This is a genomic window from Clostridium cibarium (genome assembly GCF_014836335.1).
Classification (GTDB): domain Bacteria; phylum Bacillota; class Clostridia; order Clostridiales; family Clostridiaceae; genus Clostridium; species Clostridium cibarium.
In genome coordinates this window covers 1-22,672 of sequence record NZ_JACSRA010000001.1, presented here as the reverse complement: position 1 = coordinate 22,672, position 22,672 = coordinate 1, and the positions used below count along the sequence as shown (strand labels likewise).

Sequence of the window (22,672 nt, the reverse complement as noted above, 5' to 3'; positions counted from 1 at the left end):
AATACTATAGGAAGGGAGAGGGATGATGGCAAAAACCGTTATTGAGTTACAAAATGCTTTTCAATCTATAGTAAATACATTAAAGAAGAATAAAAAGGTCCTAGCGATTTTTACTTTTGGAAGTATAGTTACAGGTGATGTTTGGGAAGAATCAGATATAGATTTATTTGTTGTGTATTCTAATGAGTACGAAAAAATAAGGGATGTATATTCAGAAATTCTAGGAGTTCCTGTACATACTAAATTACTTCATAGGAAAAGTTTTTTTGAGTTATATGAAAATCAAGGACAAAAAGGCTTTATAAGAAATTTATTAATAGAATCTAGGATTGTGTTTTCCAGAGATGAAGATATAGAAGAAATATATAAAAAGGCTAGATATTCAACTGATGATCAAATAGAAATATGGAATTTAGTTTACCTTGGAAATCTTATTAAAGATTTAGGTGTATGTAGAAAATACTTTTCAAATGGTGGCTTTAGGACTTCTTATGAAATCTTAATAAGGGTATTAGATAGTTTGGCAAGGTTATTTATAAATCTAAATGGATATGTTGTGTCTAAAGATTCGTTAACTATGGCTGCTAATTTGAATAATGAGTTTAAAGAGGTAGTTGATAGATTGTTTTATGTTGAAACTAAAAAAGAATCAATAATTTATATTATCGATTATGTCAATAGGTTTCTTGATGAAAATATAGTGATCTCATGCAAACTATTATTGGATTACTTAGAGGAAAAAAATGATTTTCTAAGCTCAAATGAAATTAAAAAGGATGAGAAGTTTAAAAATTTTGATATAAAAATAGAGAATATATTAAAGGAACTTGAAAAGCGTAAGATAATTGTTAAGAAAAAAAGAGGTTTAAAGGATTCGGAAGAAATAAAGGTTTTGGATGAAATTGTATATGCTATGAAGAATAGAAAAAAGTAGGAATGGAGTTTGTATAGTGAAGGAGTATTTAAAAATTGATTTTAAGGAAGAAATACCTAAATATGTACAAATAGCCGTGCATTTAAAAAAGTTAATAGAAACAAAAGTTATAGAAGATGGAGAGAAACTTCCTACCATTAGAGAATATACTGAGTTTCTAAGGGTAAATAAAGTTACAATAGTAAATGCTTATAAAAAACTCCAAAATGATGGCTTTGCTTATCAAAAAGTTGGCAGTGGCACATATGCTAAGAGAAAAGAAAATGTTTCTATATTTATGAAAGAATATTCTAAAACCTTTAAAAAGCTGATGTCAGAAAATATGGAAGATGCTATAGATTTTGCAGGAGAAACTACAGGTGAAGTATTATTCCCAATAGAAGATTTTAAAGATATTATAAATAGGGTATTAGACAGGGATGGAGTTGAAGCTTTAATTTCGCAGAATGCTCTTGGATATGAGAAGCTTAGAGGAACTATTAATAAAGCCTTTTGGAATAATACTCTTCAAGATGAAGATATACTAATAGTTTCAGGTGCTCAGCAAGGAATCGACATTGCATCAAAAGCCATGTTAAATATTAATGATAATGTTATAGTAGAAAAACCAACTTATGGTGGAGCACTATCTGTATTTAGATGGAGAAGAGCAAATATCTTTGAAGTTGATATGGAAAGTGATGGAGTTGATCTAGATAAGTTTGAAGAGATTCTAAAGAAAAATAAAATAAGATGTTTTTATACTATGAGTTATTTCCAAAATCCTACTGGCATAAGTTATTCTTTGGAAAAAAAGAAGAAGTTAATAGAACTTGCTGAGAAGTATGATTTTTATATTATAGAAGATGATTATCTTTCGGAATTAATTTATGACCAATCTGTAGAATACACACCTTTTAAATGGTTAGATAGAGAAGAAAGAGTGATTTACATAAAAAGCTTTTCTAAGATATTTTTACCGGGAATTAGAATTGGTTACATGGTTATGCCAACTATTTTTAAGGAAAGCATGCAAAATTCTAAATTTAATACTGATATAGCGACCTCGAGTCTTATGCAAAGGGCGTTGGAAATGTATATAGTGGAAAATAAGTGGAAAGAAAATATAGCTTTACTAAATAAAGAATATCAAAAAAGATATAAGTTAATGACGGGGATTTTAGATGAAAAACTAAGTGAATATGTTACTTATAATAAGCCTGGTGGTGGATTAACATTTTATTTAGTTCTTAAGGAATCTTTTGTTACCTCAAGAGAACTGTTTTTAAGGCTTAGAAAAAAAGGAGTATATATAACTCCAGGAGTTTTATTTTTTAGAGATATGAAGGATGGGGATAAAACTTTTAGAATAGGATTTTCTCAAACAAATGAAGAGAAAATATTAAAAGGATTAGAGACTATTAGAGAGGAACTAGACTTATGCCATATATAACTATCAGAAATTTAGGCGAAGATTCATTTGAAGAAAAGAAGTCTGAGTTTATTGGATATTCAAAAAGAGTTGAGTCAGAAGAAGAGGCTAAGAAATTTATTAATGAAATAAAGTCAAAACATAAGCAAGCAAGACATAATTGTTGGGCGTATGTAATAGGAAAGAATATGGGGATTCAGAGGTATTCAGATGATGGAGAACCTCAAGGGACAGCAGGAATTCCAATACTCGAAGTTATGAAAAAAAGCGGAATAACAGATTGTGCTATTGTAGTTACAAGGTATTTTGGAGGCATACTTCTAGGTGCTGGTGGACTTACTAGGGCTTATACTAAAGGTGCATCCATTGCAATTAAGGCAGCTGGTATAGTAGAAAAGGTTAATGGTTTGAAATTTACTATTACCCTGGATTATGATCTTTTAGGAAAGGTTCAATATGTATGTTCTCAAAATCTTTGGCATATTGAGGACACGCTATATGAAGAAAAAGTCAAGTTATATATTCTAGCAGAAATTGAACAAGCAGCTACTATAGAAAAAGAATTAATGAATTCTACAAATGGGAAGGCTTTTATTGAGAAAAGTGAAGAAGGTATATATTTTAAAGAAGAAAATAGACTTTATAAAGATGTGTCTATTTAGGAGCAACAAAGATAGATGTCTTTTATTTCCTTTCAATATATGATATAATTTTATAGGTTTTATGAAATTAAGATAGGAGGAATAAGCATGTCAGGACACTCAAAATGGCATAACATTCAAGCTAAAAAAGGTAAAGTTGATGCTAAAAGAGGAAAGATATTCACTAAAATAGGTAAAGAATTAGCTATAGCTATAAAAAATGGTGGAGCTAATCCAGATATCAATGCAAGGCTTAGAGATGTTATAGCAAAAGCTAAGGCGGCTAATATGCCTAATGATAATATTGCTAGAGCAATTAAAAAAGCTGAAGGAGATATGAATTCAGTAAGTTATGAAACAATTGTATATGAAGGTTATGGACCAAGTGGAGTAGCTGTAATTGTTGAAACTCTTACTGACAATAAAAATAGATCTGCAGGAAATGTTAGAAGTGCCTTCACAAAAGGTGGAGGAAATATGGGATCTACTGGTTGTGTGGGATTCATGTTCCAAGAAAAAGGTGAAATTGTTATAGAAAAAGCTGATAGAGATGAAGATGAAATGATGATGTTAGCTCTTGATGCTGGAGCAGAAGACTTTAATGCTGATGAAGAAGAAGTATTTGTAGTAACTACTACACCTGAAGACTTTAGTGAAGTTAGAGAAGCTTTAGAAGCAAAGGGAATAGAATTCTTAGAAGCAGCAGTTAAGATGATTCCAGATACATATACTGCAATAGATGAAGCTGATGCTAAGAAGTTCCAAAAGATGTTAGATTTACTTGAAGATGATGATGACGTTCAAGAAGTTTACCACAATGCTGAATTCCCTGAAGGATGGGATGAATAGGGGATATAAGGTTTTTGAAGTTCTATATTGAGTGGTAAAAACCATTCGATTATGGTATATCTTTAATTTTGCATACACTTTCTTTGATAAAAAAAAGAGGGTGTATTTTTTTATGAAATTAGAACAATTATTAAAGGAATTTATACTAGAATTACAAATTAAAGACTACTCTAAAAGAACAATAAAAAGTTATAACAATAATAATTTGTTGTTGTTCACATTTCTATTTAAAGAGTTTGACATTACACAAGTAGAAGATGTTAAACCACCTCATATTAAAGCGTATATAAAATACCTACAACACAACAAAAGAAAAACTAGTTATATAAATGGATTAATTAGAGTTTTCAGAGCCTATTTTAAATATGCTACAGAAGAAGAGATAATTAATATAAATCCTATGTTAAGAGTAGGTTGGGTTAAAGGAGAGAAAATTTTAATTAATACATTTACAAATCAAGAAGTATCAAAGATGATGGAAGTATATAAAGGTTCAGACTATATGAATATTAGGAATAAAACCATTATGGCAACTCTATTTGATACAGGTATTAGAAACTTTGAATTGTGCAATATAAAGAATTGTGATGTTAAAAATAATTATATAAATGTAATTCAAGGAAAAGGTAGAAAAGATAGAAGAGTATCATTAAGTCCATATTTAAGAAAGCTATTAATAAGATACGAAAGGTGTAGAGATAGTTATTTTCAAAATAGAATCATTGATACTGATACTTCATATTTTTTAAGTTATAGATTTAAACCACTTACAATAGAAGCTGTGGAAAGAATAGTTAAACTCTGTGGAGAAGGTGCAAAGATCAGAAAGGAAATAAGGTGTAGCCCTCATACATGTAGACATTATTTTGCACAAGCTCAATTAAGGAATGGATTAGATGTTTATTCTTTAAGTAGGCTGTTGGGACATGAGGATATTTCTATAACTAAAAAGTATCTTCAAGGTATTAATGACGAAGATATTATTGAAATGAGTGTAAAAACATCACCATTGATGAATTTGAAGAAAAATATACAAAACTCAAAAACAGAGAGGGTATAGAAATTCTGTCCCCATTCAGAAAATCACCTCAAACACGCATGGTTATCACATTTGTGGGTATTTATATGATATATTCCTTTATATGAATATGCAATTAAGGAAAACGTAAAATTGTGTTTAGCACGCATGGCTATCACGTTAGTAAGGATTTTACTGTTATATTCCCTTATATGAGTAGAAAATTCCACAAACCAAAAACCTATGTAAACACGCATGGTTATCACGTTTATAGTACTTCATACATTAAATAATTTTATAACATATACCTCCTAAACCGTTACTATAACTGGTCTAAGAGGTATTTTTTGATTTTTGTATTTATGATAGGAATTATCAATTTTTTCTTGTCAGCCACGTCTTTTATTACTTAAATTTCCTACTATAATTCTCATGACCTCAATTTGTATTTCTTATTTGAAAAATGAAAGGGCTTTATCACTAGTTTTAGAGCATGTTTTTTACCCGCCTACATGGATGGTAAATAAGATAGGTTACAATGATATTATAAAATGATAAAAGTTGAAAATGGAATAAAACGTAAACCTACTCAAAGCTAGATGTAGTAATGGATATAAGAATCATGAGTTCATCCCAATAGGGAGAACAAACAAATTTATATAAAAGTAAAAAATGTGGACAATTAGAACATGGCTGTAAGCTAGTTATATCAACACTTCCCAAGGTTGGTATTTCGTCCCAATAGGGAGATAGAGGGACGAGTAAAGTCATAAATCTATTTTGATTATCAAATAATTCTCGCAAATAGAAAAATGATTTTTTAAACGTGAAAACCCTTATGAACCCTACGTTTTACTGGGGCTAAAGTAGAAAAAAACAATTTTTAGGTTTATAGTCTACATGGTTCAAACCATTGATATAACTGTGGTTGAAGGTGATTTGTAGTAAAAGCCTTATAGGAAGTAAAACAAATCTATTTTGATTATCAAAGAATGTTAAGTTTCTTCCGTATTTAGAAAAACTACTTCAAACACTTATGAACACTACGTTTGTGGGTGGTCAAAAGTGAATTTTTCAACTAAAATTTTCGCTAAAAAAGCCCTGCAAATGGCTTGGTTACTAGCTTGAGAGATGAAATTCCACTTTTTACTATATGGAAACATAAAAATTTTGAGAGGTGTTTCAATACTATAATAATCAACAGACATTTACATCAAATACTCGAATAAAAATATAAAAATAAAGCTCTATTAGACGTTCTACAGATGAAGTAATATAAGTTGTCATTAAAAAATTGGAAGGCTAGAATGGACGTATTTTAATCTAAAAGTACATATAGACATAGACGACTATAAGTATAAAAAATTCGATTTTGAGGGGGTTGAAGATTTTTTGAAAATCCCAACGAAGATAGATATACCAACGGTTTCATCACATGGTCATAATTAGGGATTATGGTAGAGAACAAAAATTCCACACCTATAACTAAAAATACCTATTAATGTATTGATATAACTAGCTTTCCCCAAATATAAACTTCGGGATTATAGGGAGAAAGAAAGTTGAAAAAAGTGACGGTAGCATACACACTTCAAACATAGATATAGTGCTTGTTGCGAGGTTTAGTATTTCACCCCAATAGGGAGAAGGTGAAAGTGAAATTACTAGAAAAAGTAAATAATTCCATATAACCTAACAAATTTTAACATGCTACAAACGTAGCGTTTTCAATGGTTAGGAGGTATGTGTAACTTTTTGTATTTCGTCCCAATAGGGAGAAGAACAATAGCATATACCAAAATATGTTTGAAAAAGTACACTATTCTAGACTAGTAATTTCAACGTTTCCCAAAGATGTACTTTCCACCAATAGGGAGATAGTGAGTAGAAAACAAAATGTAACGATAGCACAAAAACCCTACACATTTGATGTCTACTGGGTTTAAGTGGTGTAAAAGGACAAAGGTACATTACTCTTAATATGAGAAGAGAATTTAAAAAAATAACAATTTTTCAATATGTCTAGTAACCAAACAATCCCTACACATTAGATACTGTCTAGCTTTGAGGGGTGTTGAGTGCATAATTTGGATTACTCTTAATATGGTATAAGTATTTATATTTTTTAAAAATGGAGAAAAAGCGAACAATCTCTACACATTAGATGCAGTCTACGTTTGAAGGGTATATAATTTAAAAACTCCCTATTTCTAATATGTAGTAGAAAAATACAAAAACTAGGAATTTTTAACGGAAGCATAAAACTCTTGTACATGTTGGTATTACTACGTTACAAGATTCTTGAAAATAAAAAGTCTCTATTTCTATTATATAGTAGAAAAATAACATTTTTTAATTTTGATAATATAGGTATTCGTATTTAGTACGAGTGCCTTTTATTATATATTTTTGTAAACTTGTTTTCATATTATAAGTTGATATTTACTTATCAGTAGCCAATCTGATCTCCTCAAAGGGATAAGCTTAAATATCTGACATCAATCCAATTAAGGTATAAGAATAAACAATATTATTCTGTTGCATATGCAATCGGTGTTCCAATGAGGTTTATGGTTATCCTTGCCCTATAAAACCATATTGAATTGATTATAAGGGTGTGACATTTTGTCATGCTCTTTATATATATCCAAAATAAAGGACTAGCGTGTAAAAACTCAATGAGGGGTTATGTGTTGGGACTAAATGAAAGGAATGGTATAGATATGAATATTGAAGAATTAGGACTTGAAGGCGATGTATTAGAAAATGTTAAAAAGTTATTACAAGGTGAAGGTGACAGGGTTAGAACTGAATACTCTAAGAAAATCAAGGAATTAGAGGGCAAAGTTCCAAAGGAAAAGTCACAAGAAGAATTGACTATTGAAGCTAGATTAAAGGCTATAGAAGACAAAGAAAAGGAATTGACTAAGAGAGAAAGGCTCAATAAGGTATCATCTAAGTTAAAGGAGAAAGGGCTAAATGAAGGACTTTCAAAGTATCTACATATAGGTGATGATATTGATGATGAAGGCTTAAACAATTATTTAGATGGTATTGCAAGTATTTTAGGCTCAAATGAAAATGGTTATAAGGCTAAAGGACATGAAGGAAAAACAAATGCAATAACTAAAGAACAATTCAATCAAATGTCCTATCAAGAAAGAGCTGATTTATATTCAACAAATAAAACTTTATTTGACCAATTAAGTAAATAAGATAATTCAGGGGTTCGACTTTAAGTTGAGCCTTTTTATTATATCAATTTTTAAAAAGAGAAAGGAATGATTTTATGTCAATTATAATTCCAGAGGTTTATACTCAAATGTTAACAGAAAAGGTGAAAGGAAAAATCAAAATAAGTACATATGCAAATGATTTAGGAGACTTAGATAACTTTGCAAGTGAAGGAGATTCAGTTACATTTCCTCAATTTTGTGCTTTAAGTGAAGCTGAATTAGTTCAAAAAGGTGTAGCTATTCCAACTGAAACATTAAATCAAACTAGCACTAAGAAAACTATCGTTCACTATGGTAAAGGTGTTGAAATATTTGATATTGATGCACTTGTTGGTAAAGGTGACTTCATGCAAAATGCTGTAGAACAACAAGCTAGAATATTTGCAAGTGCTATTGATAAAGAAATGGTAAAGGATATTGATACTAATGCTCTATTAAAGAAAGCTACTTTAGGTGCTACTGCAATTACAGAGGACGAATTACATGGAGCATTCGGTTTATTTGGTGATGCTCAAGACACAGATGAATTTGATGCAATAGTAATAAATAGTTTAGTGTTACCTTCATTTTATAAGATGGAAGGCTTCGTAAATGCTGATAAAACTTATACTACTAATGGTAATGGTATCGTTAGAAATGGTGTAGTAGGTTACTTCAGAGGTGTACCAGTAGTTATGGCTGATGTAGGAACTTATGATTCTGTTAAAGCTGAATGTAAGTCTTATATATTAAAGAAAGGTGCTTTAGGTATCAAGAAGAAAAGAGGACTTTTAGTTGAAGTTGAACGACAAGCTAGTCTAAAGAAGAACAATGTTTATGCTGATGAAATATTTGTTGTTGGATTAGTAAACAAAGATTCAGTAGTAATAATGAGAAAAACTATAGCTTAGTTAATCAAGGGTGGTGAAATATCCACTCTTTTTTTATTTGTGCAAAAGGTAATAGAAAGGAGTGTCAACGATGACTTCAAGAGAAAGAATTTTATATTTAAGAGCCTTATATGGACTTAATCAAACTGATGTTGGAGTGGCTTGTGGATTTACAAGAAACTATATATCTCAACTAGAAAATGGACATTTCAATATGTCACAAGAACAGGAAATAAGAATAGTAAACGCCATATACAAGATTGGTGAAGCTAAGAAACAAGGTAGACTTCAAGACGTTTTGAACGACCTGAAAAAACAAAACAAAAAGAATATTGAATAAGAAAGGTAGGTGAAAAGATGATTAATATTTTACTAACTTCTATTTAATATTTAATTAACAGTTTTATTTTAGAAAATTTATTTACGTGATAGATGAGCGATGAGTGAGAGGTAAAAATCAATAAATAAAATTATTTTAGAAAAGGATGATATGAATATGAAAAATTTAATTAAATCAATCAGAAAGTTAATGAAAAATAATAGTGGAATATTAATTATCAACAAGTATGAAAAAAGAAATAAGAGAAATGTTCCCATCGTGGTGTGAGGATAGAGAAACAAAATTTGAATTAGTATTAAGTGACGATATAGATAGTTTAATGTGCTACACATATCAAAGAGAGAAATTTGATAGAGAAGTTAAAAGGTTCTTTGATGCTGGAGCATATACAGATTATCAAATAATGTATAGGCTAGAAGATTATAAGAATGAAAATTCAAGTATAGGGCTTGATATAGCTTTAGAAGGTGAGATTAAATGTTGGGATAATCATGTTGTTAAATATTCAAAAGATGATTATGTTAATCCTAATTCAGCTAATATGAACAAAAACATATGTAATTATAACTATTACAGTAAATACATAGTGAGTAGCTTTATAACAATGTTGAGTTACTATGATGAAGATTTAACTACATGGAGTAAAGACCAATTGGCAGTATTGTGTGCAATAGATGGTTTATATACTCCATTTTTATCTAAGTATGGTGGTAGATTTGTTTCAACTGCAAGAAAGAATTTAGATGACTTAGGTTATGGTTATTTAGCTGATTTTATGATAGAAAACTTGAAATACATAGAACAGATCAAAAGAGAATTAAAACTTGATGCAAAAATCAAGATGGTTAATGGTCATTTAGAAACAGGTATGGATTTAGAAAAACTAAGTGAAATATTCTGTTGCAACATAGAGTTACCAAGTAAGAAATTTAAAAAAATAAAATCAATTAAGAGAGTTGCAAAACCTATAGCATTTTCAAAGGATTCAATAGATAAAGGATTATTCAATTTTTCTTTAACTAATAAGGGTTATTGTTGTTTCTCATATACCGAATATGCTTCTAGCATGTTAAACAGAAATAAAAAATAGGAAGGAATGGTGTTTATGTTATTTAGAAAAAGAAAAGAAAATAAAGTTGAGGTATTATGTAATGATATTATTGCAAATTGTGATGAAATCATGGAGTTATGCAATCACATGAGTAAAATTATTAATGATTATTTAGATAGTGTTGGATATAAGGAGGACAAATAATATGTATGTTTGCAAAACAATAAGATTAATGAATTATTTAGCTAAGAAATATGATGTGTTGAAGGTTGTTCGAGATAAGGACAACCCCAGCTATTCAGTATTTTTGTTCAATGACAATGAAGAATTTAGAAATTATCTAAGTGAATATAGAAAATAATTAGGACTCGGCATTTTTGTCGGGTCTTTTTTAATGCAACAAATAAGAATTTTAAATATGAAATGGAGCGATGTAATTATGAAAATCAATAGAAAAGAATTAATGACAATATTAGGTGTAAAAACTGATGCAATGAAAAAGATAGTTAGGTTAGGACAACTTGAAGAAAGGCTAGAAAATAAAGGATATAAGCTAATATCAAATAAGAAAGAGGGTAGAACAACTATGTATGAAATAGAGCTATTAAATGACAGTAAGGAAATATTATCTAATATATGCCAATATATGTTTGGAACAAAGAAGGTTGAAGAGTTTTCTGAATACTTTTTATATAGAGTGATGAATTTGGACAAACCACTTACAAAAGAATTCATAGCTAAGAAGGTTGGAGTTTATAGAGATACTATATCTAGGTGGGATGAGTATATGCTACAAAACAATATATTATCTAAAGATGGTTATTTTTATGTAGCTATTGATTACATACAAGATAAAAAGGAATTAGCTACACCTGAACATAGCTTAACTTGTATTGATGAATATGAAAGTTACAATAATTGTATTCATCAGATTAAAAGATTTGCAGAGATGAAAAAGAAATACATTGATGGAGAAAATGTATTTGAGGAATGTATTCGTAGAGTTAGTGCTTATATGTATGGACAAATTAAAGAATATAGAAGTATAGCTGAAAGTAAATTCGTATACAAAATGAAGAAATATGATAAAAAATATGGATGTAAATTATATAAGGATATATTCAAATTGATTAAAGAGAATTATCCTGAAAAACAACTAAATGATTATTGGGAAACTTGGTTATAAAAAATAGGGGTACTTCATACCGCCTATATATATATATATAATATAGGCGGTATGAAGTACCCCTATTAAAATTTTAATTATAACATAAATAAAAATAAAAGTAAATAAATAATTTATCCCCTTGAGGGGAAGGCGAATAGTGAGGAACGAACTGTTTGCCCTAGGGGTGAGTGTATCTAACAAGGGAAGGAATTCTCTCGTTAAAGTGTGTTCCTTAAAGCTAACGCCCTATCGGTTGTTCTCGTTCATTGCCACGAGGGGCTAGTCATTTTCTTACTTTTTGATAATGGAAGTTTCGGTAAACCTCAACTAATCCATTCTAAAAAACTAATAAAATGAGAAATGATTTTTATTTTACATAGAGGTGATATGGTGAATAAATTTTTAAATGAATTAGTAAATAGATTAAATAATAAATTATCAGATGCAATAACTAATGGTTGTGAAACTGACCAATGGATTGAAAATCAGTTAAAGTTCAATAAATACATTACTTATAGTGATGGTAAGTTTAGAGTTAAATTAGAATACTATACCAACTCAATAGAAAAACTCTACCAAGTTAATACCAACTCAATACCATTTTGGTATCAAGATAGTGCTAAGGTAGTGTATAGCTAGTGTATAGGTAGTACCAATGTAGTGTATAGATAGTGTTCAGTTAATGTACAAGTAGTGTATGAATAAGGATAAATAGTGAAAGGGTGATGATAAGTGGCAGAGAAAAGAATAACAACTAATGACTTCAATAAGCATATAGAGGATATGTTGCAGAATAAAAAACTAAGGCACTTTGTTAGGTGGTATGCAGATGGTCAAGATGAAGCTGATTATGAACGCATAAGGAGTTACTACAATGATTTTGATATGCAAAAGGCTTTAGATACATACTTGGAGCGTGATGATGTAAAACAGGCTATCCAATACGTTACCAAGAGCCAAAAGGATATGAACTTAATAAAGATATATAACACAATGGTTAAGAAAGCACTAGAAGGAGATACAAATAGTGCTAATTGGGTAGTTAAGTTTAGTGAAAGTGACTTCTTTATTGATAGAAAATCAGCTATAGATGACATTATCAGTGGATTAGATATGAATGAGTAGGGGGTGGCAATATGACTAATGAAGAAAAGTTCATGAAAATGTGGAAAAATCCTATCTTATTTATTAAGAATCTATTGAAAATAACAAATAAAAAAGGTGATGTAGTTCCTTTTGCATTGAATAAACCACAAAAAGCCTTCATTAAGGATATGAAAAGGTTCAATATCATCTTGAAGAGTAGACAAATGGGTTTATCCGTGTCCATATGTGGATTGGCAATCTATTACTGTATTACTGAAAAGAACTGTTCATGTATGTTATTGAGTATGTCAGACGCTTCAACAAGGGCAATATTCAATAAGTTAAAGATTATATATAACTCATTACCAAGTGCTATTAAACCGAAGCTGATAAGAAATAATAGGCAAGAATTACAGTTTGCAAATGGTTCGATTATCTCATGCTCCACAATGGGAAGAAGTGACCAAGGAAGGGGAAGTACGTGTAAGTTAGTGCATTTATCAGAGTTTGCGTTTGTTGATTCTGAAATAGCTAGTAAACAGTTATTGAGCCTTGAACAGACTTTAAGACCAGATGGTGCGTTAATCATAGAAACTACAGCTAATGGACTTAATTTCTTTCACAATATGTATCAGAAATCTAAAAAAAAGGAGAATAGCTATAAACCATTTTTCTTCAATTACTTAGATGGTAAAGAAATGTTCCTTGATGAATACAAAGAAATGCAAGAAAGTTTCAAGAGCATTAATGGTCATAGCTTTGGAATAGATGATTTGACAGAGGAAGAGAGCGTTTTGTTTAAAGAATACGCTCAATATGGTATGGACTTAGATGTTTTGTGTTGGAGGAGAATGAAGATAGGTAATAGTGATATAGACCAGTTCAATCAAGAATATCCAATTACAGATGAATTAGCCTTTATCAGCACAGGTGCGTCTGTATTTGATAATCAACGTGTATCAGATGTAATTAAGGCTCTAAGCCTACAGAAAACTAAATATCTACCTAAAAGTAAAGTCGGTGATTTACCAAGTGAGTTGATGAAATTCTATGGTAAGTCATTTTTTATGTATTCAAAGCCTGGTACTGGTGCTAGATACTTCATAGGAGTAGATTCAAGTGAAGGTGTAGGAAAAGACTACAGTACGTGTGTAGTGCTTAATAAAGATGGTGAAGAAGTTGCAATGTTCAAGAATAACAAGATAAAGCCCTACGAATTTAGCGACTTTGTTAATGCTCTAGGAAGATTCTACAACAAAGCACATCTAGTAGTTGAGAAGGCAAGTGGTGGTCATGCAGTTATTCAAAGACTTAGACATGACCATAAGTATATGAATATGCACAAATACAAGTCATATGACCAGTTCAATAAGATTCAATGGCAAATAGGATTCGATACCAATGCAAAGACTAAGGGATTGATAATCAATGATTTAAGAGAAATGTTTGATAAAGGTCAAATATTAATCAATTCAATAGATACAGTTGAGGAGATGAAGGTATTTGAAATTAAGGAAAATGGTTCAATGGGAGCGATGGGGGGATACCATGACGATTTAGTTATGGGAACAGCTCTTGCAATAGTTGGAGTTAAAGCTGGTACATATTACAAGTGGTAACTTCTTGTTCAAATGGACAAAAGGTGTGGAAATATTTCCACCGCTTCCGCCTTCAGACATATTTTCTCTAGCCAATCTTCCATATTCTTTTTTTAACTCTTCCGCCCATTTCATCTTTTCACTAAAACTAAAGTCTTTTTCGTTTTTGAAATCGCCTTGGCTGACCATTAAATCGTGGTGAGAGAAGGGGAATGTCCCCTTGGTTAATCACTTTAAAGAGAAAAACCACGTCACCTTTAAAGAATACGTGGAATCAAACAATGTTGGTAAGCGTTTGGGATTCCCAAAACGTCAATTCTGACAGAAAACAGGTTTCAAGTTAAATTCAAACAGGTAAATAGAAGGGTAGGCAAACAATGCCAATCCTTAATAAATATAGAGGAGTGATAACATGAGTAAAATAGATGATTATATATCAAGAAATTACATGAACAATCCATTTTGGTGGGATGAGGAAGTAAAGAAAGGTATCAATGCAACAAGAATAAGTAAGGTGTTCAACTTGAAACAGTATCTAGGTGGTCAGCATGATGTATTGCATAGGGAAGATATGAAGTTCAAGGATAAAGAGTTTAAGGTAAAGAAATTAATCATTCAAAATGCTAAGACTATATTGAACTTTCACAGTACATATTTATTAGGTAATCCAGTTTCATTAGTTGGTTCAGAGAATATGGTTGATACATTTGAGGAAGTGTATAGAAAAGGTGGCTATCAAGATATAGACTTCAAGTTGTTAGATAAGATATGTAAGTTTGGAGATGGATTTGAGTACATATACAAAGATGGTGATACGATCACAAGTAAAGTTATTGCAAATGAAGACGCATATCCAGTATTTGCAGATGATATGAGTTATATTGCATTTATAGAGCATTGGACAAATATTGAGGGTATTAGTTACTGGAATGTCTACTATGAGGATAGAGTTGAGGAATGGACAAATGAAGGTAGTGTAATGACAATGTTAGGAAGATATAAGAACATAAGTGGACTACCAATACATTTACATGGAATATCAGATGTTGATGATAGATTCGGTGAAGGATTACTTGAAAATATCAAGCCAATATTAGATGAAATAGAAGACTTGTTGAGTAAAATGGGTGACGCTATATATACATTAAGCCTTAATCCTTTATTGTTCACTACAGGTCAAGCTATAGAAGGTAATGGTGTAAGTAATGACGCTGTTGGTTACAATGTATCCATGGAGAATGGCTGTACTATGAATTATGTGTCAGCTACAATGGATTATTCAAGCATTAAATATTATCTTGATTCATTACAGAATGAGTTAAATATGGTTGGATATATGCCTTCAATACTAGGTGGTAGTGGAAATATAGCCAATGTATCAGAGGTTAGTTTAAAGTTGTTATATCAATTAGCTGATGTGTTTGCAATGATGAATGAGAAGGTTATGAGGTATGGAATAAATAAGAGATTTGAGGTTATAGCTAAGTTGTTAGGAGTTGAGTTCACTAAGGAAGAGTATGTTAATGTAAGCTTCAATTATTCAAGACCACAAAATGCTAGTGAATTACTTGATAATATGTCTAAACAGTTCGATATGGGTGCTATTTCAAAGAGAACTATTATTGAGAAATCACCATTAACAAGTGATGTAGGACAGGAGTTAAATAGAATAGACGAAGAAGGACTAAATAGTGTAGCTAATAACCAAAATGATAATGAGTAATGGATATGTAATGGTGTGTAAATGATATGTCCTATAGTTAAAAAGCATAGTATTTATCTAGTGTATGGTGTGATTTAATATACTGTATATGGTGGGTGGGTAATAAGTAATGTACTATATATGGTAGAATTATAGGGGGTTTTTACACACTAATTACACGCACGTACCTATAAATTATTAAATTAATAAAAAAATAAATATTAATCGTAAAAAATTAAAAAATATCTATCTAAAATTATTAAATTAAAAAACAACAAATTTAAAAAATAAACGACACGAAGTAACATAATGAGCGGATAGTTAACATTCAATATAATTCAACCCCTTCCTTTAAAAGAAACGCTATCATAAAATTCCACAAAGCCGACCGAAAATCCACTTAGCTTAAAAAATAAGCTGGTTAAAATGAGCATCGTCAAATTTGAATACGCTACATTAATAATAATAATTAAGTGCTAAGTTAGTTGAGGGGCGACTGGAATTTGCCCTTTGGGTATATATGCTAAATTACTGTATATAGGAATAACAGGTATAGGGATATAAGATATATATAATTATTAATGTGATAGGTAATGAGTGATAAGGTTAATAGTAGTAGTGACTATAGGAGCATTAGAAGTAATGGTTATAGTGGTGACGCACAATCCGTACAATTAGTATAGGGTGAGGTTGGCTATAAATGGATTATCAGTATAACTCAATGGGAATGGATATGAGTGGTCGAGGGAGGAGCGTCTATATAGAATGACAATGAAGAGGGACGTATATATTAATTAAGATTGAAGAGGAGTTTAATCAATAGTGAAATCCATTATCATCTTTAAGGTATTATAATTATATATTATAGTACCTTAACTAGTAGATAGGTTAATAATGGATATAGATTAATATAAGACCATATAAGAGGTTCAAAATGAAGATGAATAAGTTATAGAGTAAGTTTATAGAAGGGCTGATATGAACGTATTTTTATCTATAAAGCTATTAAATCATATATTTGTTTCATTCATAATGAGGGTATCAATAGTTAAATAAAAATGAAGAGGAGTTATTAAGTGGGACTAGTTATGACTATGCATTATATATTTTAATTTGTTGAATCTAATATATCATTTTTAGTTAGTAGTTTGATATGTATTATTATATATCCATGAATCATGGAAATAAATATGGCTGAAACATAGTAATAGATAGGGATGAAAAATCCAATAAATAATAGAAAGGACGGAGTGATTGAAATAGAAGTAATAAAATAAGTAATAGATGCGTGGTCGTGGTTGATTAGAGGTGTGTATTAATGAGTACAATTAGTTAGCATTAGTTACAATTGAGTAGTAATAGTTAGTAATGATGACAATTGAGTAGTAATGAGTAGTATTTATTATTTGTTTTTATTTATTTGATTGATCTATTAATTGATTACTCCAATTTATTTGAGTTAATTTTAACTAATATCTTCACCACCCCCAGAAAAAAATCAGACTTAGGACAGCTTAAAATTAAGCCGAGCATTAGGATGGCAAAATATTCTGCCCACCTCAAAAAAAGACTAACTGAGGTTCATAATGAACCTGCCAAGCTAAAATATAGTAGTTTGACAATTCTAGTATTAATTCGATATCAATTTATCTATTTTAGGGCAAAAAAATAAGCATATCCTCAAATTCAATGAAGAATATCCTTGTCCACTTAATTTTTATTTATTTTATTGATTTCAAAATGTCATTAGATAATATCTTATTATAGCATAAGTGTACATGACTAACAAATTTTTTATAAAAGTGTATACTAAGATTGTTATAACAAACAAATGATAAATGGTACGTACTGAATCTGAAATACAGAGGAGGAATTATCAATGAGAAAAGAACCTGTAAAAATAAATGTAAAAATATATAAAAGTGATAATGATGAATGTATAATTAATGAACTTTATAAATTTGAAAATGCGATAACTATGCTAACTAGTGGAAGGTTAGCTATCCCGCGGTTAAATAGAACTGAAGGATTTATAATATACAAAATAAAAGAAAGTTATTACCATATAACAAATGATATTTTATGTCTACATGTTGATGAAGAAATTACAGTAAAATAAAGGAATTCACCCCTTTTTGTAGAAATGTATCTATGAAAGGGGTTGAGTGAATGAGAAAAGAAGAGATTGATTTAGACGAATATATGAAAATTCATGATTACGAATTTGAAGATGATGGAACAGTTCATAGAAGGTATATAATAGATGAGTCTATTATGAAAAAAAGGGAAATGGATATTGATAATACATCAAATTTAGATGAAAAAGTATTTCCTATTATGTTCGTTGTATTACCTTCAAATAGTAAAGGAATTATAATAGAAAATGAAACAACAAATGAAACAATAAGATTAGATGGTGGAACTGAACGTAAAGAATATCTAATTGATTGTGGTGAAAAGAGAATACTTGATTGTACAGAAAAAACAATAGCTACTATATTCAACTATAAAAAGTCTTTTCAACCAAGCGAAACAATTAAAGAATATGACGTTACTGATTTATACAATGGTGAATTTATATCTTGCATTAAAGGAAGGAATAAACTAACTGTTACAAACTTAGCTGAAAAGAGAGCCCATATAGTTATATACTTTTTAATAAGATATGATAAAAAAGGGTTTGTTGAAAGATTGAGAACGAAGGGAATTAATATAAAACCAATTAAGGACTAGGGTTTACCTAGTCCCTTTCTTTTATATTCAAGACTTTAACACTTCACCTCGCTAAAGTGCTAGGCGTGGGTGAACATTCGACAAAATACTTCGATTAGGAGACGACTTCGATTAGGAGACGACTTCGAGTCTATCAAAAAATAGATAGGAGAGTGATATTAATGGACAATTTATCAAGACTAAAACTAGAGTTATCAAACAAAGAGTATTACACAAATGAGGAGTATTCAGTATTTTTGGGAGAGAACAATCTTGTACCTTCTGATACATATTCAAAGGCTACAAATGAAATAAATCTACTCAATACAGTCATAGCTATTCTTGAAACATTAGCTAATGATACTGACATGATGAGAAAGATTGATAGTAAGGATGTAATGACCATAGACCAAGCTTCAAAATACTTAGAAAGTAGAATCTCAAACATTAATGCTAAGATAATTGATATTCAAGAAAGTAAAAATCAATCTACAGGAAATATAAATCCTATATTCTTCACTAGATAGGAGGGAAAACATGAATACAGTAAAAAATATCTATGATTTAGCTATCAAAAGAGATGGATTAAATGGAGTGATTGACTACAAGCCAAGTACATTTTTAATCAAGAATGAAACGTTAATTTCAGCTACTCCATTTTATTTAGGCTCTATAGTCAACTACAACAACAAAAATTACATGGTCATTGATACAGTAAATGAGTTCAATCAGTCGGTTTACTGGAAAGGCACTATAGATGTAGCACAAGATATTAAGATTAATGGTGTGAGGTCATTAGGTGTAGTTAAGTTAGCTAATCAAATAACCGTATCAGAAACAGTTCAAGTCTTAGATGATAAATACTCTTTCAAAACTCCAACTATGACATATGTAGACGCTATGATCGAGTACAAAAAGAAACTATATAAGGTGAGTTCGATTGATGATACCAAGGATGGTTTATATACAATCTATGCTAAGTATAATGGTTTAGCTAAGTCATATTCAATAACATTATCTGAAACAAGCACAAGTTTGAACATAGGCAAGACATATCAATTATCGCCTACTTGTAAGGTGGATAATGTGGCAGATAGTTCACCAGTAATCACCTACACATCTTTAAATCCTTCAATAGCTACAGTAAATTCAAGTGGATTGATTACTACAGTAGGAGAAGGCACAACAAGGATAGAAGTTGATTATCAAGGAGAAGTAGCTTTATTTGAAGTGAATGTGTTAGCTAATGTTTATGCTATATCAATCACCAATAAACCAACTAGTCTTAATACTGGAACTACATATAGCCTTATAGCTTCATGTACGCTTAATGGTGAGGTTGTATCTAATCCAACTATAACTTATTCATCTGATAATCCAAGCGTTGCCACAGTATCAAATAGTGGAGTTATAACTGGTGTAATGAGTGGAAATGTGAATATTAAAGCCACTTATGAAGGAGCTAGCACATCATTTAGTTTAGTTATTGAAGCTGTTTCACTACCTACATATACCATTGAGAGTGATAGTGGAGCATTTGCAGTCGGTAGAATGAGGACAAGGATATTTACAGCACATAGGTTATTAGGTTCTACAGAAGACACAAGTGCTACATTTACTTTTAGCTTTACATCACCTAACGCAAGTATAACTGTAAATGCAACTACAGGTAACTCAATAACTATCTATAATGGTATAGGTTATGTATCAGGATCTACAAATTTAATCGTCAAATACAATGGTGAAGTTGTAATAACTCAACCAATAACATTTTCAAAATAGGAGGGATGATAGATGGACTTTAATCCAGAATTTATAAAATTGTTTTTAACACAAGGGGCATTTTGTGTTCTTTTTGTTTGGCTCTTGAATAGAACTGAAAAGAAAAATGATGAGAGAGAAATAAGGTATCAAACAACTATTGACAATTTAACAGGTACATTAGGGGTTGTTAATAATATTCAAAATGATGTGAAAGAAATTAAAGATAAGTTAAAATAAGGAACTTGAATAAAAGCCTATTTAAAAGCTATAATATGATTATGATATATACATCTTAGATTATGGAAAATCATATGTTTTTGTTTGAGGTATATATTATAATTTTAAATTGAAGAAAATGTGTGCAAAGATAGATATAGCCTTGTTTTAGGGTCTCTTTGATGATGACGTTCAAGAAGTTTACCACAATGCTGAATTCCCTGAAGGATGGGAAGAATAAGGCTTTTTATAAACAACTAATGTAATTATATATTGAACTTAGAATATACTTCCTTTGAAATAAAAAAGGGAGTGTATTTTTTTGTGATTTTGCCGAATATTAATAGAATTTATGTTAAAATTAGAGATTAACTAACATTAGCAGGTAAAGAAAAAAATGACCCACTAGGGTCAATTTTTTTTTCTTTATAATGTTTATTATATATTAGTATTAGAAGTTATTAACAAGAGTTTTCCAAGTTTTCTCGCCACAAACTCCATTAATGGCACCACAATCAGGATGTTTGCTTTGGAAGTCTGATAATGCGTTAAATGTGTTGGTATCCAATATTCCGGTAACATGTAAGTTGTATCCATAATGATTTAATAATATTTGTAATGAGGCTATAGGAATGTAATCGTTTTTGTGATTATAATCAACCAAAGACTCTACAAATGTACCAACATGTGAATTGTCACTCATAGTAATGCTTATAGCCGTATATGATTTTCCGTTATAAGTAACTGGATTTTCTAAATGTACGTTTGTTGCATATACAGTGCCATCATAGTATTGACGATACATGAATGAAGGATCATACATATATTTAGTTGTTGCACTAGCAGCAGTTTTAGTAGTTGTACTAGTATCATTAGCAGCAAAGGCAGATGTTGAAGAAAGAAGTACAGTTGCTAGTACTCCAGCACATAATGTTTTGATTTTGGTTTTGTTCATTTTTTTCATAATTTTTAGCTCCTTATTGATTTATTTTACACTTATATAATGTTATATAAATATTTCCAAAAACAGAAGAATTATTGCCGAGTTATTAACAAAAATATATATTATGTTTCACTAAAAAATAAAAAGGTTTAAAAATCAGTTGGATTTTTTGCATGATGATATATGTTTAGTTTTTATACACTTTTGATATAGAATTAATATCTGTATTGAAGGTGTTTTTTTACAACGATAGTAATAAAGGTGGGATAAATTTATTTTCTTGTGAATAAGTTAGAGTGAAAGAATATTTAAAATTGATTTAACATAATTGAGTATTTCAAGAAGAAAAGAGACATGAATGAAAAAGATAAGTTGGGAATAATTTAAATTGTTAGAGGTGTTTATGTTTAGGTTAGATTTGTTAGTATATAATTTCATATTTAATAATTGCCAGGCATTAGGAAATGTATTTGGTTTTGGGGCATTTGAAGGATTCATAATATATGCCGGTGTAATTACAGTAGCTGTTATGAAAATTTTTAATGATAACATTAAAAAGGATGTAAAAAAATAATTACAGAGTTAGTTAGTCATTTTGAGTGTTTTTCATTATATAATAAAAAATTTTAATAATATTGTATATTTAATTTAACATTGCACATAATAATATCGAAAGAGGTGATTCTCATGGAAGCTGATTTTAACAATAATATTTTAGGTTTGTTCCGAAAATAATTTTAAAGTCCCCATAAGTACACTTATTTCAAAAGAAAGCTAGGGATTAGAAATAATCCCTAGTTTTTTTATGTGTGCCCAGCATGGGCACGTACTAGTCGGTGAAAGTCCGATATGGGGGTTGATAGTGCCAACCATTAGCTTAAGACAAGGGTGTCCATTGTGAGGTGGAATCTGAAGGAAGTCGGCGGCAAAGCCTTGGTCTGAGGTACACGAATCGTATTTGAGGCTTAACTCTATGGGTAAACTTGCATATCAAAGTAAAGCCCTAAACTATCCGAAATAGAGAAAGTAAATGCGGCAGATATATGAGGCGAAAGTACGTGTTCTTACCTGGGGAGGTCTGATAGATACATCTTAATATAGATTAAATTCTAGAAGATAACTTATATAGTGATA

23 protein-coding genes are annotated in these 22,672 nt (G+C 30.1%); 22 read left to right on the top strand and 1 reads right to left on the bottom strand.

All coding sequences use genetic code 11. The features are described 5' to 3' along the window. Positions 1-25 precede the first annotated feature (25 nt). The 21 genes from H9661_RS00115 (at position 26) to H9661_RS00015 (ending at position 20,616) form a co-directional block, all read left to right on the top strand. Positions 26-934, top strand: a complete 909-nt coding sequence (locus H9661_RS00115) for a nucleotidyltransferase domain-containing protein (protein ID WP_143314648.1) — start codon at positions 26-28, stop codon at positions 932-934. Positions 935-950: 16 nt separating this feature from the next. Beyond that, on the top strand, positions 951-2,366 hold the full coding sequence (locus H9661_RS00110; RefSeq protein WP_143314647.1) for an aminotransferase-like domain-containing protein: 1,416 nt from the start codon (positions 951-953) through the stop codon (positions 2,364-2,366). Next, the gene (locus H9661_RS00105; protein ID WP_143314646.1) at positions 2,354-3,007 is read left to right on the top strand and encodes a YigZ family protein; all 654 of its coding nucleotides are present in this window, start codon (positions 2,354-2,356) and stop codon (positions 3,005-3,007) included. Before H9661_RS00110 ends, H9661_RS00105 begins: the two co-directional genes overlap by 13 nt. Before the next feature lie 87 nt (positions 3,008-3,094). Beyond that, on the top strand, positions 3,095-3,835 hold the full coding sequence (locus H9661_RS00100; protein ID WP_191767415.1) for a YebC/PmpR family DNA-binding transcriptional regulator: 741 nt from the start codon (positions 3,095-3,097) through the stop codon (positions 3,833-3,835). Between the two features lie 112 nt (positions 3,836-3,947). After that, on the top strand, positions 3,948-4,895 hold the full coding sequence (locus H9661_RS00095; RefSeq protein ID WP_191767413.1) for a tyrosine-type recombinase/integrase: 948 nt from the start codon (positions 3,948-3,950) through the stop codon (positions 4,893-4,895). 2,651 nt (positions 4,896-7,546) lie between these two features. Beyond that, positions 7,547-8,068, top strand: coding sequence for a hypothetical protein (locus H9661_RS00090; protein ID WP_191767411.1), 522 nt, complete (start codon positions 7,547-7,549; stop codon positions 8,066-8,068). Positions 8,069-8,142: 74 nt separating this feature from the next. Beyond that, on the top strand, positions 8,143-8,979 hold the full coding sequence (locus H9661_RS00085) for a phage major capsid protein (RefSeq protein ID WP_191767409.1): 837 nt from the start codon (positions 8,143-8,145) through the stop codon (positions 8,977-8,979). Positions 8,980-9,049: 70 nt separating this feature from the next. Continuing rightward, positions 9,050-9,298, top strand: a complete 249-nt coding sequence (locus H9661_RS00080; RefSeq protein WP_191767405.1) for a helix-turn-helix domain-containing protein — start codon at positions 9,050-9,052, stop codon at positions 9,296-9,298. Between the two features lie 226 nt (positions 9,299-9,524). Beyond that, positions 9,525-10,388 carry a hypothetical protein gene (locus H9661_RS00075; RefSeq protein WP_191767403.1) on the top strand — a complete coding sequence of 288 codons (864 nt, stop codon included), beginning with the start codon at positions 9,525-9,527 and terminating at the stop codon, positions 10,386-10,388. A 15-nt stretch (positions 10,389-10,403) separates the two neighbouring features. Beyond that, positions 10,404-10,553, top strand: a complete 150-nt coding sequence (locus tag H9661_RS00070) for a hypothetical protein (protein WP_191767402.1) — start codon at positions 10,404-10,406, stop codon at positions 10,551-10,553. Position 10,554: 1 nt separating this feature from the next. Beyond that, complete coding sequence (locus H9661_RS00065) at positions 10,555-10,710, top strand: hypothetical protein (protein ID WP_191767400.1); 156 nt, start codon at positions 10,555-10,557, stop codon at positions 10,708-10,710. A 78-nt stretch (positions 10,711-10,788) separates the two neighbouring features. Further along, entirely contained in the window at positions 10,789-11,535 is a 747-nt protein-coding gene (locus H9661_RS00060; RefSeq protein WP_191767399.1) for a hypothetical protein, read from the top strand. 372 nt (positions 11,536-11,907) lie between these two features. Beyond that, complete coding sequence (locus tag H9661_RS00055; RefSeq protein WP_191767397.1) at positions 11,908-12,156, top strand: hypothetical protein; 249 nt, start codon at positions 11,908-11,910, stop codon at positions 12,154-12,156. A 93-nt stretch (positions 12,157-12,249) separates the two neighbouring features. Continuing rightward, positions 12,250-12,642 (top strand): hypothetical protein, encoded by a 393-nt coding sequence (locus H9661_RS00050; protein WP_341480390.1) that lies wholly within the window; start codon positions 12,250-12,252, stop codon positions 12,640-12,642. Between the two features lie 11 nt (positions 12,643-12,653). Beyond that, positions 12,654-14,222: a phage terminase large subunit family protein gene (locus H9661_RS00045; RefSeq protein ID WP_191767395.1), complete on the top strand. Its 1,569-nt coding sequence runs from the start codon at positions 12,654-12,656 to the stop codon at positions 14,220-14,222. A gap of 391 nt (positions 14,223-14,613) precedes the next feature. Next, entirely contained in the window at positions 14,614-15,924 is a 1,311-nt protein-coding gene (locus tag H9661_RS00040; protein WP_191767393.1) for a phage portal protein, read from the top strand. A 1,858-nt stretch (positions 15,925-17,782) separates the two neighbouring features. Then, positions 17,783-18,022 (top strand): hypothetical protein, encoded by a 240-nt coding sequence (locus tag H9661_RS00035; RefSeq protein ID WP_191767391.1) that lies wholly within the window; start codon positions 17,783-17,785, stop codon positions 18,020-18,022. 50 nt (positions 18,023-18,072) lie between these two features. Continuing rightward, complete coding sequence (locus H9661_RS00030; protein ID WP_191767390.1) at positions 18,073-18,636, top strand: hypothetical protein; 564 nt, start codon at positions 18,073-18,075, stop codon at positions 18,634-18,636. A gap of 161 nt (positions 18,637-18,797) precedes the next feature. Continuing rightward, complete coding sequence (locus H9661_RS00025; RefSeq protein WP_191767388.1) at positions 18,798-19,142, top strand: hypothetical protein; 345 nt, start codon at positions 18,798-18,800, stop codon at positions 19,140-19,142. A gap of 10 nt (positions 19,143-19,152) precedes the next feature. Beyond that, the gene (locus H9661_RS00020) at positions 19,153-20,397 is read left to right on the top strand and encodes an Ig-like domain-containing protein (RefSeq protein WP_191767387.1); all 1,245 of its coding nucleotides are present in this window, start codon (positions 19,153-19,155) and stop codon (positions 20,395-20,397) included. Between the two features lie 12 nt (positions 20,398-20,409). After that, complete coding sequence (locus H9661_RS00015; RefSeq protein ID WP_191767385.1) at positions 20,410-20,616, top strand: BhlA/UviB family holin-like peptide; 207 nt, start codon at positions 20,410-20,412, stop codon at positions 20,614-20,616. A gap of 430 nt (positions 20,617-21,046) precedes the next feature. On the opposite strand, the gene H9661_RS00010 is transcribed toward H9661_RS00015, so the two are convergent. Further along, on the bottom strand, positions 21,047-21,559 hold the full coding sequence (locus tag H9661_RS00010) for a peptidoglycan-binding domain-containing protein (RefSeq protein ID WP_191767383.1): 513 nt from the start codon (positions 21,557-21,559) through the stop codon (positions 21,047-21,049). Between the two features lie 382 nt (positions 21,560-21,941). Here H9661_RS00010 and H9661_RS00005 point away from each other — a divergent pair, with 382 nt between their 5' ends. Beyond that, a complete protein-coding gene (locus tag H9661_RS00005) occupies positions 21,942-22,112 on the top strand; it encodes a hypothetical protein (protein ID WP_185966684.1) in 171 nt (56 codons plus the stop codon). Positions 22,113-22,672 lie beyond the last annotated feature (560 nt).